Source organism: Halosimplex aquaticum (assembly GCF_028747785.1).
In the GTDB taxonomy this organism is placed as follows: domain Archaea; phylum Halobacteriota; class Halobacteria; order Halobacteriales; family Haloarculaceae; genus Halosimplex; species Halosimplex aquaticum.
The window spans coordinates 120563-136351 of sequence record NZ_CP118160.1 but is presented as its reverse complement, the minus strand read 5'-3'; the positions used below and the strand labels follow the sequence as shown (position 1 = coordinate 136351).

General features: G+C 58.2%; 15 protein-coding genes, 1 tRNA gene and 1 pseudogene. 11 read left to right on the top strand and 6 right to left on the bottom strand.

All coding sequences use genetic code 11. The features are described from left to right. Positions 1 to 82 precede the first annotated feature (82 nt). From PSC72_RS25350 to PSC72_RS25335, 4 genes are all read left to right on the top strand, one after another. The gene (locus PSC72_RS25350) at positions 83 to 976 is read left to right on the top strand and encodes a hypothetical protein (protein WP_274326380.1); all 894 of its coding nucleotides are present in this window, start codon (positions 83 to 85) and stop codon (positions 974 to 976) included. Positions 977 to 1123: 147 nt separating this feature from the next. After that, entirely contained in the window at positions 1124 to 1579 is a 456-nt protein-coding gene (locus PSC72_RS25345; RefSeq protein WP_274326379.1) for a hypothetical protein, read from the top strand. Between the two features lie 46 nt (positions 1580 to 1625). Beyond that, entirely contained in the window at positions 1626 to 1985 is a 360-nt protein-coding gene (locus PSC72_RS25340; protein WP_274326378.1) for a hypothetical protein, read from the top strand. A gap of 158 nt (positions 1986 to 2143) precedes the next feature. Next, complete coding sequence (locus tag PSC72_RS25335; protein ID WP_274326377.1) at positions 2144 to 3172, top strand: Cdc6/Cdc18 family protein; 1029 nt, start codon at positions 2144 to 2146, stop codon at positions 3170 to 3172. A gap of 15 nt (positions 3173 to 3187) precedes the next feature. Here the strand turns inward: PSC72_RS25335 and PSC72_RS25330 are convergent, their stop codons facing one another. Next, positions 3188 to 3877, bottom strand: a complete 690-nt coding sequence (locus PSC72_RS25330) for an SOS response-associated peptidase (protein WP_274326376.1) — start codon at positions 3875 to 3877, stop codon at positions 3188 to 3190. Positions 3878 to 4060: 183 nt separating this feature from the next. Here PSC72_RS25330 and PSC72_RS25325 point away from each other — a divergent pair, with 183 nt between their 5' ends. Further along, the gene (locus tag PSC72_RS25325; protein ID WP_274326375.1) at positions 4061 to 5506 is read left to right on the top strand and encodes a ribonuclease H-like domain-containing protein; all 1446 of its coding nucleotides are present in this window, start codon (positions 4061 to 4063) and stop codon (positions 5504 to 5506) included. A 274-nt stretch (positions 5507 to 5780) separates the two neighbouring features. After that, positions 5781 to 6056, top strand: a pseudogene (locus PSC72_RS25320) (hypothetical protein); the annotation flags it as partial. A gap of 53 nt (positions 6057 to 6109) precedes the next feature. Here the strand turns inward: PSC72_RS25320 and PSC72_RS25315 are convergent. Continuing rightward, positions 6110 to 7426: an RNA-guided endonuclease InsQ/TnpB family protein gene (locus PSC72_RS25315; protein ID WP_226043216.1), complete on the bottom strand. Its 1317-nt coding sequence runs from the start codon at positions 7424 to 7426 to the stop codon at positions 6110 to 6112. 38 nt (positions 7427 to 7464) lie between these two features. Between PSC72_RS25315 and PSC72_RS25310 the strand changes: the two genes are divergently transcribed. The 5 genes from PSC72_RS25310 to PSC72_RS25290 all read left to right on the top strand — a co-directional run bounded on the left by PSC72_RS25310 (position 7465) and on the right by PSC72_RS25290 (position 13721). Further along, positions 7465 to 7608, top strand: coding sequence for a hypothetical protein (locus PSC72_RS25310; protein WP_226043215.1), 144 nt, complete (start codon positions 7465 to 7467; stop codon positions 7606 to 7608). Between the two features lie 225 nt (positions 7609 to 7833). After that, entirely contained in the window at positions 7834 to 8784 is a 951-nt protein-coding gene (locus tag PSC72_RS25305; protein WP_274326373.1) for a hypothetical protein, read from the top strand. A 2-nt stretch (positions 8785 to 8786) separates the two neighbouring features. After that, positions 8787 to 9092, top strand: a complete 306-nt coding sequence (locus PSC72_RS25300) for a hypothetical protein (protein ID WP_248653031.1) — start codon at positions 8787 to 8789, stop codon at positions 9090 to 9092. 2 nt (positions 9093 to 9094) lie between these two features. Beyond that, positions 9095 to 11260 (top strand): type B DNA-directed DNA polymerase, encoded by a 2166-nt coding sequence (locus PSC72_RS25295; protein WP_248653030.1) that lies wholly within the window; start codon positions 9095 to 9097, stop codon positions 11258 to 11260. A 1186-nt stretch (positions 11261 to 12446) separates the two neighbouring features. After that, positions 12447 to 13721: a Cdc6/Cdc18 family protein gene (locus tag PSC72_RS25290; RefSeq protein WP_274326372.1), complete on the top strand. Its 1275-nt coding sequence runs from the start codon at positions 12447 to 12449 to the stop codon at positions 13719 to 13721. A gap of 354 nt (positions 13722 to 14075) precedes the next feature. Here the strand turns inward: PSC72_RS25290 and PSC72_RS25285 are convergent, their stop codons facing one another. From PSC72_RS25285 to PSC72_RS25270, 4 genes are all read right to left on the bottom strand, one after another. Then, complete coding sequence (locus PSC72_RS25285; protein ID WP_158832337.1) at positions 14076 to 14399, bottom strand: hypothetical protein; 324 nt, start codon at positions 14397 to 14399, stop codon at positions 14076 to 14078. 204 nt (positions 14400 to 14603) lie between these two features. Beyond that, the gene (locus tag PSC72_RS25280; RefSeq protein WP_248653029.1) at positions 14604 to 15278 is read right to left on the bottom strand and encodes a MarR family transcriptional regulator; all 675 of its coding nucleotides are present in this window, start codon (positions 15276 to 15278) and stop codon (positions 14604 to 14606) included. A gap of 71 nt (positions 15279 to 15349) precedes the next feature. Next, positions 15350 to 15643: a hypothetical protein gene (locus PSC72_RS25275; RefSeq protein WP_248653028.1), complete on the bottom strand. Its 294-nt coding sequence runs from the start codon at positions 15641 to 15643 to the stop codon at positions 15350 to 15352. A gap of 59 nt (positions 15644 to 15702) precedes the next feature. Then, a tRNA-Gly gene (locus PSC72_RS25270) sits at positions 15703 to 15775 on the bottom strand. Positions 15776 to 15789 lie beyond the last annotated feature (14 nt).

The following is a 15789-nucleotide window of genomic DNA, read 5'->3' as shown; positions in this document are numbered from 1 at the left end:
AATCGGTCTACTCACAATGCAAATTAATCGCGGTCCTCGCGACCACCGATATGGGACGTACTGGAATCGTATCCCGGAGTGTATGCCAAGGCACGTCCCGGTAGCAGACCTGGGAGGCTTCTCCATACCCCGTAACGAGGGGGGAGTACCCTCTAGAGAAGAGTTCCCCTATCCAGTAGTCCCGGTCACCGACCAATACCAGTTACATCTGTTTCCGGCACCCGACCATATCCGGCCGATGCTGGTTCGGCTCACCGATGGCGAAGTGCTCACCGATGGTCACGAAGCGTACGGATTCTGGTTGACCGTCGATGGGATTGCCGAAGCTCGAGAGACACTCATCGCACAGGCAGAGAACTATACGAACCAGACGGCCCCTCAAGAACTCGGAACCGCCCTCCAAGACGCACTCGTCACAGATGAACTGCTACACGACATCTTCTCAGAGCAACTTACTGAGAAGCTCCGTCCACCGACCGTTCGTTGGCTTCGTGACCGTACCAAGTCTGTAAGCGCAGACACTGTCGAATACACCGGAGGAGCGTACGTCAAAACGGAGTGGACCATCGAGTTGGAACCTGAATCAAACAGGGGGGAGCGATCCCCACGGACACTCGAGTTCCACACCGATGACCTCATTCAGCAGGATTCGCAACGGTTCACGGTTGATTACCGGCAGCTCTTCCGCCAGCAAATTCGATGCTCGAACACCTGGTGGACGGATCTCAGCAGATACTGGATCTCCTCGGCAACGGTCGAAGATATTGTAGACGACAATTATCCCACAGAAGACGAATCTGCATTCTCGCTCCGCCAATCGGGGAAGGCGAAGTACCACCTCGTACAGAATGAAACTGGGACGACCGTCTGTGGTCATGAAGCCCGTTCAGGCGACACCCGGGAATTCTCCCCAGATACGCTCCCGATGCCAGCGGCACTCTGCAATCATTGTTCTGAGAAGTCAAACGACACCTGATTCCCAGAGAATAGTGTCAATCCAGGATGGATCGCTGATCGTGAGAGCTGAACACGATAGAATCAGGCGATTCGCAACACCTGTTTAAACCAGACAGAAGCGGTACAGCACCAGAATATTATGACGTTCCAGTCGTGGTATCTTCGTATGAGCATCCCCGATCTCACCCCGATACGAGAGTCTCTTGATGCCAGAATCGAGGAGCTGGAAGACGAGCAAAAACGCCAGGAAGAGCGGCACGAAGGAGATGGAAGCAACCCCGCGGTCTGGGACAAGGTGGAACCGAAAATTCGGCGAGATGTCGTGGAGGACTGCCAAGAGGATCTTGATGGCGTGGACGAACAAGACGAGGTCCTCCGAATATTGGCTGAATGGCGCCGTAACGAAAATCGAGAGTGGGAATTCAACAGGAACAGTTCCAAGGTAGAGAACGAACGAAACAACATCAAGAAGACTGAAATTCGGATCTGGAAGGAGAAGCTCATAGAACTAATTCCCGAATCCGAATTCAAGACCTGCGGCCTCTGTGAGTCTCTTCAAATGCCAAAAAGCGACCGGCGCAAGAGTCGGGGGTACGTATGGGAATGTCCTGACTGCTTCTAGTCTGGGCCCACGAACATCTATTATACTGACGACAAGAGGGGGGAGTATGGGCGCATCTGATTGGGCTGGCAGGATGTGTATGCGACTAGAAGAGGAATTTGACATAAGCGAGGACCGAGCCCTCCGTATCACGACACTCGTTCGACTACTCCGAGGGGAAGGATATGAGGGTGTCTTTGGCGAGTACGGAAGCGAACGACACCAGAAACTCCAAGAGCAGCTGATCGACGAACTCGATAAGTCACTCCTCGAGCAGTCCGGCAATACGATCGAAGAACGGTGGAATAACTTGATGGATGAGCTGGACTGTCAAAGTCACGCTGACAACGGAGTATACCTCATCCCCTGGAGTGAACACGAAGCCGACGACTGGCAAAATCCTGGTGTGACGAGTTCCCGCCCGTGACCTGATTCCGGAAATCCCGGAAACCTTGAGTTTCCACGAACAGGAATCGCGTTACTGCGCGAGGATTTAGTTAGGTTCAGGGGGCTAAATGGAGTGTTTCCGGAAGCAACCCGGTCACGTTTTTAGTACTAGCCAAAATATCAGTCTATCAAGTAACGATGATCCGCGATGCTCGCGTTCTCCGCGCCGGGTTCGTCCCTCGGGAAGTTGAGCATCGCGACGCCGAGGTCAACCACCTCTCTAGCGTTCTCGAGCCCATCACGAACGGTGAACCCGCCGACACGGCCATCGTCACTGGACCCAGCGGCGCTGGCAAGACCTGCATCTCGAAGTTCGTCACCGAACGACTCAGGGAAGAGGTCCTCGACGTCGAGACCACCTACGTCAACTGCTGGCGTAACTACACCCGATTTCGGACGCTCTACCAGATCCTCGACGACCTCGGCGCGACCATCGACATCCACCGGCAGTCGACGCCCCACGACGAACTCGTTGATCGCCTCCAGCAGCATGACGGCCCGCGAACCGTCGTCATCCTCGATGAGGTCGACCAGCTCGAAGACCCCAGCGTCATCTACGACCTCCACAGCCTCCCGCAATTCGCGATCATCTGCATCGCGAACAAGGAAGAGGAGCTGTTCAGCCGCGTCGACGACCGCCTCGTGAGCCGGCTACGCTCCAGCGAACACGTCCGGATGGACAAGTACCACGACGAGCAGCTGTACGATATCCTGAGTGCGCGGGCAAAGTGGGGACTCGATGAGGACGTCATCACCGACGACCAACTCTACCGCATCGCCGACGCGGCCGCCGGCGACGCACGCCTCGCAATCGGCATCCTCCGAACGGCTGCCGGCAAGGCTGATCGCGAGAACCACGAGCGCATCACCGACGACATTCTCCTCGACGCCGCCGAGGATGCCCGGGCCCAAATTAAGCAGAAGAGCCTCGACTCGCTCACACCGCACCAGCGCGTCGTCTACGATATCGTTCGCGAGCACGGGCCGGTCGGCCCGAGCGAGATCCACGAGCACTATTCCGAGGACGTCGATGATCCGCGGACGAAACGGACTATCCGCACGTACCTCTCGAAGATGGAGCAGTACAACCTCCTCGAGGCGGAAGGGACGAGTCGAGACCGAGAGTACTCGCTCGTCGATTCGGCAGCTGCGTCACCGATGCAGTGACCGTGACGCCGCGACCTACCCCGAACTGAACTCGCCGAGGCCCGATTGCTCGTGGTCTAGCGGCTCGATGACCTGGGGATCGTCGTTGCCGGGGTTGTTGACCCGCGTCGAGATCTCGTAGGCGTCCAGATCGTCCTTCGGGTACGGTTGGCACAGTTCCTTGCGGGTGTCCGGATCTGCGGCGAGCCAGTCGGACTCAGCATCCTTTGGGAGGACGACCGGCATCCGGTCGTGGATTGAGTTCATCAGGTCGTTCGGCTCCGTCGTGAGAATCGTGACGCACGAGATCGTCTCGTCGTCGCCCTCCCAGACGTCCCAGAGGCCGGCCATCGCGAATGCGGGGTCGTCCTCCCGGTAAATCCGGTAGGGCTGCTTCGACCCGCCGTTCGGCGGTTTCCACTCGTAGAATCCTGACGAGGGGACGAGGCAGGGACGTGATTCCCACGCCCGCTTGAACGCGCTCTTCTCATCGGCAGTCTCGGAGCGAGCGTTGATGATGCCCTCCTCGGGTTCGTCCGCCCAGAACGGAATCAGCCCCCAGTGGGAGGCGTCGATCTCGTCTGAAGCCTCGTTCGTGATGATGTGGAGGTCGTCGCCAGGTGCGATATTGTATCGGGGGGTGTACCCGCCGTCCGCGACGACCTCGGCGTCGAAGCGAGCCTCGAGGTCAGCCTGGTCGATGAAGAGCGAGTTTCGGCCACACATACCGAGGAGTTTGGAGGGGAGGCATCTTCAACGTAATCGCACAGGAATCTCGCTGTTAACCAACATATTGCCCCGATGAGTCTGAGTTGTTGGTTAATTACAACGGGGCGAAGAATCCCCTAATGACAAACGGTACACCTAAACAAACGATAGAAGAGGCTACACTAACTACGCTCAAACAAAATGACCCACATTCTCGCCGTATCTGACTGGCGCTCTCAACCTATTGACGATCTCTACACCATTCTCGAAACTGTAGAACCAACTCCAGATTTACTACTGTATGCCGGCGACGACCTCTCACGTTTCAAAAACGCCGATACTGACACAGATCATCTTGCAGAACTTGCTCGCCTCACGAAGCACCAACAATCACTCTATGTCCGAGGAAACGACGACTTCCCCCCGTCAACCGGTCCGCAATTCGATTCGGAATTTACCACCGACCTCCACAGGACTCCATACACCTACGAGGATCTCGTGTTCATCGGCCAGGAAGGATCAACCCAGGGACCTGGTCTCATCACCTATATCGAGGACGACGTCCAACGGCACCTTTCCGAACAACGCGCCGCTTGTGAAGACAGAACTCCGATTCTTGTCACTCACACTCCTCCCTTCGGCATTCTCGATATCGGGAAGCGATTCGGGCAACAACATATCGGGTCGAAGGCCGTCAGGAGCTTCATAGACGACATCCAGCCCCCAGTCACCGTCTGCGGTCATTGCCATCAATTCGGAGGCAGAACTGAAACCCTCGAGTACGGCACGGTGATCAACATTGCGTCCCACGACGGAGTAGACGACCCTGGAAGGTACGCACTCATCACCATCGACGCCTCAAACGAGTCTATCGAGTACGAGTTCTACGACACTGGCCATCTGCTAGGGAGCCGGCTGACTGATCTCGTCCAGGTCGGGAGAAACCGAGTGGAACAGTTCAGTGAGTTAGGGATCACTAACCCAGATGAGATTACCGAAGAACGGCGTGCCGAACTCGAAGCCCTCCCTGGAGCCTCGTCATGGCACGTGGACCGGTGGATTGCTCATCGAGAGGCTTTCGAAAACGATGAGGTCGTGATTCTAAACAAGCCCGCCTTCAACGACCTTCACGATACGGAGCCTCTCCTCTTGGACATAGAAACGGACCTTCAGCAGGATCGGATCTGGCTGGTCGGCACCTACAGTTACCAGAACGATGCGTACCGACAATTCTTCGATCCGGACGACGAGTCAGCACTCCTTCAGGAACTGTCTGAGTACCTTAATGATCATGGCTCCGAGCCAATCATCTACTACGGAGGGAACTACTTCGACGAACAGTGTCTCAGTCGGAGATTCGACGAACACGGCATCACTGAGGGGATCGACCATCTGGAGCGAGCACACGACCTCGGGATAACTGCACAACAGGAACTCTTCGGGCCCTTCAATCGGCATAAATTGGACGTCGTAGCGAGCGCACTCGGCTTTGAATATCAAGACCCGACCGTCGATGGATTTGTGGTCGGGAGCAAGTACACACGATATCTCCTCGACGGCGAAGAACCAGACTGGGATCGACTCAAACAGTACAATATCGACGATGTAACCGCGCTGAGAACAATCGTCGATCACATCAGATCGTAGGCTCGGGGGATATGCGGGGCCGTCAGCAGAATTACGTGAGGGCGATATCACCATAGGTTCAGAGAGTCTTAACCAACAGTTGAGCTGTGATCCCTCGGACTGTTGGTTAATCCTACACTGCTGTCCGCCTTCCTCTCTGGAAACGTTCTCGGAAACGGTCGAACGATGGCAGAAATCCGTTGCCTGAGTCCGGTTCTACATACCTTCCAGCCCTTCCCTGAAACGCGGAAGCGCCACGCCGCGGCTTATCGGGAACGTAGACAACTAGTCGAGTATGGGAGAACACTCAATATCGAACCGATTGGCGGTGGACCAGCCGACACGGGGGGCTGACCGCAATCGGTCCCTTGCTGACCAGGCCGATCCGGCTACGGACGAGATGCTGTTGCCGCAGCTCGACGACGGCATCACGCTGCTTGATGTCGAGGGAGGCCGCGGCGTCCCGATCCTGCAGTCGCTCGTGCTCGACCATCTCCTCCTGCACGACGGGCCCGCCTTCTGGGTCGACGCAAACGGACACGCGACGACGACACTCGCCCAGATCGCGCCCATTGACATCCTCCCATCCTTAGGGGAATGGGATTCCTCCGGTGGGGATATTGGCTATGCCGCACCCACGGAGGCAAGTTTCCCCGTGCGGGTACTCCGGTTTGTGCGCTCCTCGTTGGGACTGGCCCTCTCGGGAGAGCGTGATAACTCCGACCAGATATGGTCGTCCCACGTGAGGCGCACAGGCCGTGCCATCGACCCGACGTCCAGATTTACGCCAGCCTGTCGTTCGAGGAATGTCCGTGACGCACCGAGGTCGGCGTGCCCCTCATAGCCACACGAACAGCGGAACACGTCACCGTCTCGTTCCGTCTTCTCTCGTTCGCCACACACTGGACATTCCGCCGTCGTGTATGCTTCTGAGCGGACTTCGACCGTGATACCGTACTCCTCGGCGGTCGTGGCGAGACGATCGATGAACGAGCGATACGCCCAGAACTGGTGGGTTTTCTCGTTCACTTCCGCGCTCCAGTAGTCCACCAGCACGTCCGTAAGGTCGCCGACGTACACCGTATCGACACCTTCGTCGTATAGTCGCTCGATCAAATTCCGCACGAGAGCGTCTTGGGCGTGGTCGCGGCGGCGCGTTCGCTTGCGGTACAGGGATTGAATCCGCTGACTGCTGTTTCGGCCCTCTTGGAGTTTCGATTGGAGCCTCGCGATTTCTTCGGTGGTTTCACGGAAGCGGGCGAACAGGTCGCGTCCCTCGTAGAGATACTGTTGGCCGGTGGTTGTGGTACAGGCGACGAGATTGTTCGCGCCCACGTCTAGAGCGGCTTCTTCGGAAGCCAGTGGTGAATCCTGTCGAGAATCCGGGACAGTGACAGGCTGAATGGCTCTGAACGTGTCGTCGATCTCGTCGAAGTACAGTTCCAATCGGCCCTGTTCGCCGTCCCACTTGGGAGCGCCGCAGACTTCGAGCCGCAGGCGGTCGTAGTAGCCAAGTCCGTACTCATCTTTCAGGTCTTGGCCGACCGGGATTTCGAGGCGACTCCGTTCACCAGTTTCGATGGTGTAGGAGTCATTACGGATGTACGTCCGCAACTCTCTACCGGCCTCCTCGTTGCCCCAGTAACCGGGAGGGGCTGTGTCCTCGCCATCTTCGCAGGCGGCGAAAAACGACCGCCACGCCTCGCTGTTCTTACGGATGACTTGTTGGGCAGTAGCGGACCCGAGGACACCGACGTACTGTTTGCGGTAGTCGGCAGTATCCCATACGGAGTCGCCGTCGAAGAAGTTCTGGCGGCGCTCGTAATTCAGTTCGTTCCACAGGCTGGCGGAGGCGTCCAACAGCTCGCGGAGCAGTTGCTCATCCTGCTCGGAGAGTGGTCGCACCGCGAACGTATTGGTTCGCCTCACGACAACAGACATTTGTGCCTGAATGTCTAAATGTCTTTTGGACACAAACGATGCGACCGAACATCGACATCTCGCACACACTGAACGGGCGGGTGAAAGACTACGCCGAACAAGAGGACAAGGACCTCGAAGAAGCCTATCAAGAGATTATCGAAGCCGGTCTAGAGGCGGTGGAACATCCAGACGAGCCATAGCGTCTGGATTGTGGGGCCGTGTTGTCGCTCAGACCCAGCCTGAAAGGATGGCCCACTCGTTACGAGTCATTCGAATCAAAGTCATTTTGGAAGCCTTCTCGGAAACCTTCGGACGATCGCCAATATCCAGCGCCTGAGTCCGATTTACCGCATTACTCAGTCATTCCTTGGAAATGCGGAAGCGACACGCCGCGGCTTATCTGGTACGTGGCCATCTACTGGAGTATGCCCGACCGCTCCACATCGACGTCGAACCGATTGGCGGTAGACCAGCCAAAACGAAGCGCTGACCGCAACCAGAATCTGGCTAATCAAGCCGATCCCGCGACGGACGGAATGCTGCTTCCCTCCCTTGATGACGGTATCACGCTCCTCGATGTCGAAGGTGATCGGGGTGTTCCGATCCTTCAGTCATTGGTACTCGATCATCTCCTCTTGCACGACGGGCCCGCTTTCTGGATTGACGCAAACGGCCATGCGACGACGGCCACGCTGACGCAGATAGCCCCCAGTCAACGGTTGCTCAACCGAATCCACGTGGCACGCGGATTTACCGCCTACCAGCACTACGGCGCCGTCTGTGATCTCCCGACGGCAGTGAACAAGTCGATCCAAATGTCCACCACCGATGCCGGGGCGGCCGGTCGACGGGCACCAAGTCGCGACAAGGAAACGTCCCCCCACACACCCGCCCTCATCGTCGCGCCGGCCGTCGACGCCCAGTACCGCGCCGACGATACCCTCGGCGAGACTCACGCAAAAACCCTCCAAGCCCGCACCCTTGCCCGGTTAGCGACCTACGCCAAGGGGTACGACATCCCGGTGCTCGTTACGCGAAACGAACAAAACGAATTCACCGAGCCAGTCGCGACGGTCGCCGACCATCACCTCGAGTGCGAGCAGACGCGGATGGGCCCACGGGTCGTCGGCGAGGACTTCGAGACGCTCGTCTATCCCGTCGACGACGGCGCGTACTACCAGACGACGTTCGCGTACTGGCGGCAGCTGCTCGCGGCACGCGCCACGCAGGTCGGCGTTGAACCTACGACGCCGGCCGCGTCGACGCCGACCCCAGAGGGCGTCGGGACAGGCGTCACAGCTGACGGTGAGACGGTGGCGGCCACCGCGGACCCCTTGCTCGATGCGTGGACGGCGAGCGGTACAGGAGGCCGATAGCGATGGGGCGTACGAACCCAACCTACCGAGATGCGCTGCGGGCCATCGAAGAGCGCTGGGCAGAGTTCCGGCGGGCACTGCGGCGTCGCGACCAACCGCGCTTCGACCAGCTGTTCGAGTACGCCCGCAAGCACGCCGACGCGAGCGGGCTGTTGAACCACCAGAACCCGCTGCTGCCGGCGCTGCTCAGCATTGATCTCGAACAGGAGGGCCGCCTCGACGACCACGAGGAACGCCTCGAGGAACTCGAGGCCGCGGTCGCAGCACGTGATGACAAGGAGGCCGCTCCATCAGACTCGGACCCGTGACGATGCCGTTCAGCATCGACTTCCTGGACGACGGCCGCGTCCTGGAGTGGGAGGCAACCGCCGACGGCGCCGTCGCGACCGAGCGCGATGACTACACCCCACGCTTCTACGTGGCCGGTCGCGACCCTGATGCCGACCTCGACCTCACGACACTCCAGTCGGTGTACGACCAGCACCCGGACGTCGTCACGACCGAAATGGTTACGCGACGGCCGGGCTTTCGACGGGCCGAGGAGACCGTTCTCGCGGTCGACGTCGCCCACATCGACCGCGTCACCCCACTCGCCCGGAAAGCGCGTCAGCTGTCGGAGTATCCGGTCGGGGATCTCGCCTGCTTCAACGTCGACTTCTCGCGGGAGTTCCGATACTGTCTAGAGACCGGCGCCGATCCGACACCCGCGAGCGAGCTGTCGACGCTCCGGCTTAGCGTGCCGGTGACCGAAACGAGCAACGACGTCTACGGGGAACTGTCCGTCGCCGGCGACACCGTCACCGGCTCGCCGACGGATATCCTGACCGCCGTCCAGGGGGCGCTCGAAGCACACGATCCGGACGTCCTGGTCTGCTCGACGAGCGAGATCGTCCCTACTCTGTACGAGATGGCGACGGACGCCGGCGTCGACGACTTCTCGCTGAGTCGATGGCCGGACATCGACTTCCAGCAGCTCGCGAGCCGGTCGACGTACTCGAGCTACGGCCGCGTCGGTCACTCACCGGCGCGGTACAACGTGCCCGGCCGGGTGATTATCGACGAGTCGAACACGTTCTTCTACGGGGAGACGAACCTCGACGGCGTCCTCGACCTCGTGTCGCGCTCAAAGAAGCCCGTCCAGGAACTTGCGTGGGCGTCGATCGGGAACGTGCTGACGGCGATCCAGATTTGCGAGGCCCACGACCGTGGCGTCCTCGTGCCATGGAACTCCTGGCGCCACGAGTTCTACAAGCCGATGGGGACGCTCCATGACGCCGACCGCGGCGGGTTCATCTTCGCGCCCGAGGTCGGCCTCCACGAGAACGTCCACGAACTCGACTTCTCCTCGTTGTATCCGAACATCATCTGTACCCGGAACGTCTCACCGGACGTCATCCGGTGTGACTGCCACGGCGACCGCGACGACGTCCCCGGCCTCGGATACTCGATCTGCGACGACCAGGGCTACCTCGTCGACGTGCTACAGCCGATCATCGACGCTCGCGACGAGATCAAGGCGGCCATCCGTCACGAGAAAGAACGGGACGACCCCAACGAGGACCGGCTGGCGGAACTCGAGGGACGGTCGGGAGCGCTAAAGTGGATCCTCGTCGCCTGCTTCGGCTATCAAGGGTTCAGCAACGCGAAGTTCGGCCGCATCGAGTGCCACGAGGCGATCAACGCGTTTGCTCGCGAGATACTACTGACGGCGAAACAGCGGCTGGAAGCCGGCGGCTGGCGGGTCGTCCACGGCATCGTCGACTCCATCTGGGTGACCCCGCATCCCGACGTCGACGACGATGACCGCGAGGACCTCCAGACGCTCGCAACGGAGATCACCGACTGCGTCGAGATTCGACTCGAACACGAAGCTCAGTACGACTGGGTGGCGTTCGTGCCGCAGCGCGAGAGCGACGCCGGCGCGCTGACCAAGTACTTTGGGAAGGTCGCCGGCGACGACGACTTCAAGGTCAGAGGTATCGAAGCCCGACAGCGTTCGACCCCGCCGTTCATCGAGGACGTCCAGCGGGACTGTCTCGAACGGCTCGATGCCACGCGGTCACCGGACACCGTATTTGACTGTCTTCAGGACGCGATCAAGCGCCTCCACGCTGGAACGGTGCCGGTCGAGCAGCTCGTCGAACGGAATCGTGTCTCCAAGCCGCTGGAAGGGTACACGCAGAACACGCAGAACGTGGCGGCGCTGAAGCGGGCTCGGGACCAGGACCTCGCTATCCACCCGGGACAGGACATCGAGTACGTGGTCGTCGACGACGAGAAGAGTTCGCGAGAGCGGGTCGCGTTGGCCCACGAAGAGGTAGAGTCGTACGATGCGTCGTACTACGAGACGCAACTCGTCAGAGCGGTCGAGAGTGTGCTGGCACCGCTTGGCTGGGATCGGACGGAGATTCAACGCGAGATCGAGGAAACTCGGGAAACGGACTTGGCCGCCTTCACCGAGATTGAGAGAGGTTAACCAACACTATCGAGGTATCGGGAGGTTTGTTGGTTAATGCTGAGTGGAGACACGGAAGGGACCTGGAGAGAATACTTCGCCCACACACCCCTCGTCCAGAGTGAAAACCAATCAAGAGAGTGGGGTGAGGTCCACGGGAAACGGGGGTTCTCGTGGGAGAAGCTCAGCAAGAATCACGGTAAGACTGCCTGAGACGAGAGAACACGGAAGAAATGGAACAGCAAACACGAGCAGCGGTTCGAAACCACCCGGACGAATGCCGCCTTCGTCCTCTTTCCTGTGCTGAATGCACTTGGAGAGTGGTAGGGGGTAGGTAGTAATAAAACTTCTAGGTAATACTATGCAGGTTGGTATGTTTGGAGGATCTTCGACTGTGTGACGACTGCTGTTCGAGGGATACTCGTCTCACGTCTTGTGATTTCGGTACTTCCCAGCCGACTCGTCGTGTGGTTCCCGCCCGGTGAGCCGAGGGACTCTCGTAGCGTTTCACTCTGGACGAGGGGTGTGGGGGTTCGATTCCATCGTCCGCGTATTATGAGACGTTGAAGGAACAATCGTCATTCTGACTATTCACCAACCACCGAACCGGCATCAAAGCCAAAATCGGGATTGGTATTTCCCGATCTCCCTCATCAATCGGAATCAAGATACTCGATCCCGACAGTTCCGATTGTACCCTGCTTTACTTCGGCTGGAGATCTGACCTGCGTCTTCACTCTTGACTGGGGGTGCCGACGAACGCTCGTCACCATCATTCGAGATTCACACTCCACTCCAGCTCGTCACACCGGCGCTTTCACTCTGGACGAGGGGTGTCTGCCGTGCGTCAGACATCCAGTGCCGATGTGTCCTCTCATAGAAATGATTGATTCCCCAGTTCGGGAGATACACTCTGGACGGGGGGTGTCGTCTCAACCAAGTACGCTGCTCACCGGATGGAGGGCTATTCACTCTTGACCAGGGGTGTGTCAAACCCGCTCCGGTCCGGCGCTTTCACTCTGGATTGGGGGTGCCGGTTTGCGTCGGTAACTCTTGCTCCGAATCCGATTTCACTCGGGACCGACTCGAACCTTTGTGAGGATGATACGCCAGCGACGAAACATCAGAAGACGACCATAGCCCGATTTACACTCTGGTCGAGGTAGCCAAATCATTAAGTAGGTCCCATCCGCGATATCTGATATTGATGGCTGAGGAACCGTCCCAACTCTCTGACTTCGACGGACGCTACGAGGATCCCGCTGACGATCCCCTCTTTGACTTTGATGAAGACGACCCCGACCGAGCCAACATTTTCGCTCGAAAGGAACTGCTGAAGGTTGGCCACGTCCCTGAAAGCGGCCGTATCGTCGGCCGGGATGGCGAGATCAAGGCCGTTGCTGCTGAACTCAGGCCGATCGTTCGTGGCGATCCGCCCAACAACGTGATTATTTACGGCAAAACGGGAACCGGGAAGTCGCTCGTTGCCCGTCACGTCACCGAACGAGCCCGCCGAGCCGCGGAGTCGAACGGTGTGTCCGTCGGCACGGTCTACGTCGACTGCGCGCAGCACAACACACAGACACGCGTCGCGAGGACGGTAACTCGTTCACTCAACGAGACGGACGAGACTGACTTCGATATTCCACGCGCAGGGATTGGCAGCGGTGAATACTACGACTATCTCTGGGAGATTCTGGATACTGCCTACGAGTCAGTTATCATCATCCTCGACGAGGTGGACCGACTCGATGACGACGATATTCTTATGCAGTTGTCGCGGGCCCGCGAATCGGGGAAAGCTGATTGCCACTTGGGCGTCATCGCAGTCAGTAACAAGATCGAGTATCGCGACCAGCTGAACGAACGCGTCAAGTCCAGTCTTCGCGAGGAGGAGTTTGTCTTCCAACCCTACGACGCGAATCAACTGCGCGAGATTATGAAGCACCGACGGGACGCGTTCCACGATGGCGTTCTCTCGGATGATGTGATCCCGCTGACGGCGGCAGCCGCCCAAGAACACGGTGACGCCAGAAAGGCAATCGAAATTCTTCGTCACGCCGGGGAACTAGCCGAGCGAGAAAACGTCGAGACGGTCGTCGAGGAACACGTTCGCGATGCCCAGGAGTGGGCCGAAATCGATCGGTTCGAGGAGCTGCTACGTGGGTCGACGACCCAGGTCAAATTCATCCTCTATTCGCTCGCGCTGCTCACCGAAGAGAATCCGAACGAGGATGGATTCTCTACCAACCGGATTTACGAACGGTATCAGGCGACGACAGAGAAGGCTGACGCGAAGACTCTCAGCGAGCACCGCGTCTACGAACTGTTGAAAGAGCAGGCGTTCCTCGGTGTCGTTGAATCAACTCGGACTGGTGGTGGCCGGGGTGAAGGCAGTTATCTCGAGCACCGGCTGGTTCAGGACACCGGCATCGTGCTGAAATCTGTCCTCCGGGACAGCCGGTTGGAAGACTTGGCCTAGCTCCCGTTTCGGTCGCTGACCACACCCCTGATCACGAGTGTATCTCCCGATACGTCGGAAACGTGGGGTGGGTGATCCGAGGTCGTCTTGTCCTCCCAATAATCGACTTTGGGCGGGGTGACGAAACGACGGAAACGTGGGGGGTCTGACCCCCTCAATCGTGGCTGCGTTCCCTCCACCGACCTCCAGTTACGACGGAAACGTGGGGTGGGTCTGTTCTCTCCGAGTGTTACCTGTCTGGGCTGACCGGACACATTCACACTGTGGGGTGGGGTTGAATCCATTCACACTGTGGGGTGTGTCCTCTGCTACTAATTGCGCTTGACAAAACCCTCGGCTACGGTTCACCACCCTCTACTCGTCGGGATTGACGGGGCCTTTATACTGGGAACGAACTTTTTCGCCTTCTCGCCACTGCCAGTAGTAGTAGCGGTTGTCGTTAATCTCCTTGATCGTGATCGTGGCCTTCGCCGGGACGTCGTCCGGCAGATCGTCGGGACGTTCTTCGATTTCGCTTTCATCTGAGTCCTTTTCGAGACGTGCCTCGCGAGCTTTGTGCTCAGCTAGCTCTTCAACGTAGCGGGCAACGTGCTGGAGCTGCTCAGAAGAGGACCCGTTGAGCGTATTGACGAGGTCTGTCGGGAGTTCCGCCGGCGGCGTCGGTGGCTCGTAGGACATCAGCGGTCGCCTCGTGTTAACCAACAAAGCGCGCATCGGCATAGATTTGTTGGTTAATAAGATATCGTCCCGTCACGGGCTGAAGAGTATGAATAGCAAACTATTCAAAAATAGCAACCCGGGGACGCCGTCGATGTCAAACCAACGGCAATCAAATAAACCTCACCGTAGCGGAGGTCGAGAACTCAATTGGTGCTGTGAAGATCACGACCATTCTCTCTCTGACTCACGGTAGGAAACGTCGAGATCGAGATCGTCGTACATACGATTGAGCATAGCAAGTGCCGACTGAAACGTCGCATAATGCTCCCGCATGAACTCTATCGTCTCGCCCCGAGAAATGACTGGATATCCTTCGACGTGGTCGGGGTTGAGCACCGAACGCTCGTCGAGGACGACTTGGAGAGGGGCTTCAAACGAGTCCTCCGGTCGACGCTCAAATCCTGTCGGGATTCCAAATCGTTCGAAAAAACGCTGCCAGGCGTCGGCATCCTCCTCGAGGACGGTAAGAAAGAGCGGGTAGTCGTCAGGGTCGCGACCGACCTGGTAGCCGCCCTGAGTCCACACGTAGACGGCGTCCACCTGTGTAAAGGCGAAGGGCCAGTCACCGAACTGTGGGAGTACGTACGCCTCTTCGATGGACGGTGGATTCACGCCGGCACTTGTGACTAGCAGGTCTCGTGCCGCCTTACGGACGCGATCGTCGGTCACGAACAGTCCATCATCATATCGAAGATACCCCCTATCCTCTAGTTGATTGACTGCTTGTCGAACCGTTTCGTAGGGGGTGTGGAGATGTTGGGCTACCGTTCGGATCGAATCCCCAGGATTGACTGCGAGCAACACTCTAGCAGCAGTCTCATCAAACGGTTCGTACATCTATCAGGTGCCAATATTTTGGTAAGAGTCAAATAAATTACTACACTTTCGGCTATGCCGTTCTGAACGGCCTATGCAATCCGTCTGACTGACTCAAGTCCCGAGACACCAGCCAGTCTGTCTCTGACCTCTTCCTCGCCAATCGCCGTAGCCCATAGGACCGTAATTTCGACGGTGATGTGTGTGGCTGACAGCTGTGGCTCGATACTATCCAGTTCGTCAATCGTGACGTTATCGATAGTTTCGGGCCGCGAGAGACGCTTCTCAGCGTCAGTGACGAGGTCCCCATCCGCGCCGCAGGGGATTCGAATCGTCACGACGGCAATTGTCGTCGAGTCTAGGTCGGTGGTATTGGATACTGCCATATTATCATCTCCGTTGAGGCGCGTCTCACGGGCCAGATGTTCGACAACTGTACTCTGAGTGCACGAGGGACGATTCGAACGCCCGTCTCGGTCGTGGCACGACCGCGTGTTTCCGAACTCCACCACTCGCGCATCCTCAAAGAAAA

Bases quoted from the DNA above. Each gene is read 5' to 3' on its own strand.
- PSC72_RS25350 (WP_274326380.1), top strand. From the start codon at position 83: ATGCCAAGGCACGTCCCGGTAGCAGACCTGGGAGGCTTCTCCATACCC.
- PSC72_RS25295 (WP_248653030.1), top strand. From the start codon at position 9,095: ATGCCGTTCAGCATCGACTTCCTGGACGACGGCCGCGTCCTGGAGTGG.
- PSC72_RS25300 (WP_248653031.1), top strand. From the start codon at position 8,787: ATGGGGCGTACGAACCCAACCTACCGAGATGCGCTGCGGGCCATCGAA.
- PSC72_RS25335 (WP_274326377.1), top strand. From the start codon at position 2,144: ATGATCCGCGATGCTCGCGTTCTCCGCGCCGGGTTCGTCCCTCGGGAA.
- PSC72_RS25325 (WP_274326375.1), top strand. From the start codon at position 4,061: ATGACCCACATTCTCGCCGTATCTGACTGGCGCTCTCAACCTATTGAC.
- PSC72_RS25330 (WP_274326376.1), bottom strand. From the start codon at position 3,877: ATGTGTGGCCGAAACTCGCTCTTCATCGACCAGGCTGACCTCGAGGCT.
- PSC72_RS25285 (WP_158832337.1), bottom strand. From the start codon at position 14,399: ATGTCCTACGAGCCACCGACGCCGCCGGCGGAACTCCCGACAGACCTC.
- PSC72_RS25310 (WP_226043215.1), top strand. From the start codon at position 7,465: ATGCGACCGAACATCGACATCTCGCACACACTGAACGGGCGGGTGAAA.
- PSC72_RS25305 (WP_274326373.1), top strand. From the start codon at position 7,834: ATGCCCGACCGCTCCACATCGACGTCGAACCGATTGGCGGTAGACCAG.
- PSC72_RS25345 (WP_274326379.1), top strand. From the start codon at position 1,124: ATGAGCATCCCCGATCTCACCCCGATACGAGAGTCTCTTGATGCCAGA.
- PSC72_RS25280 (WP_248653029.1), bottom strand. From the start codon at position 15,278: ATGTACGAACCGTTTGATGAGACTGCTGCTAGAGTGTTGCTCGCAGTC.
- PSC72_RS25340 (WP_274326378.1), top strand. From the start codon at position 1,626: ATGGGCGCATCTGATTGGGCTGGCAGGATGTGTATGCGACTAGAAGAG.
- PSC72_RS25315 (WP_226043216.1), bottom strand. From the start codon at position 7,426: ATGTCTGTTGTCGTGAGGCGAACCAATACGTTCGCGGTGCGACCACTC.
- PSC72_RS25290 (WP_274326372.1), top strand. From the start codon at position 12,447: ATGGCTGAGGAACCGTCCCAACTCTCTGACTTCGACGGACGCTACGAG.
- PSC72_RS25275 (WP_248653028.1), bottom strand. From the start codon at position 15,643: ATGGCAGTATCCAATACCACCGACCTAGACTCGACGACAATTGCCGTC.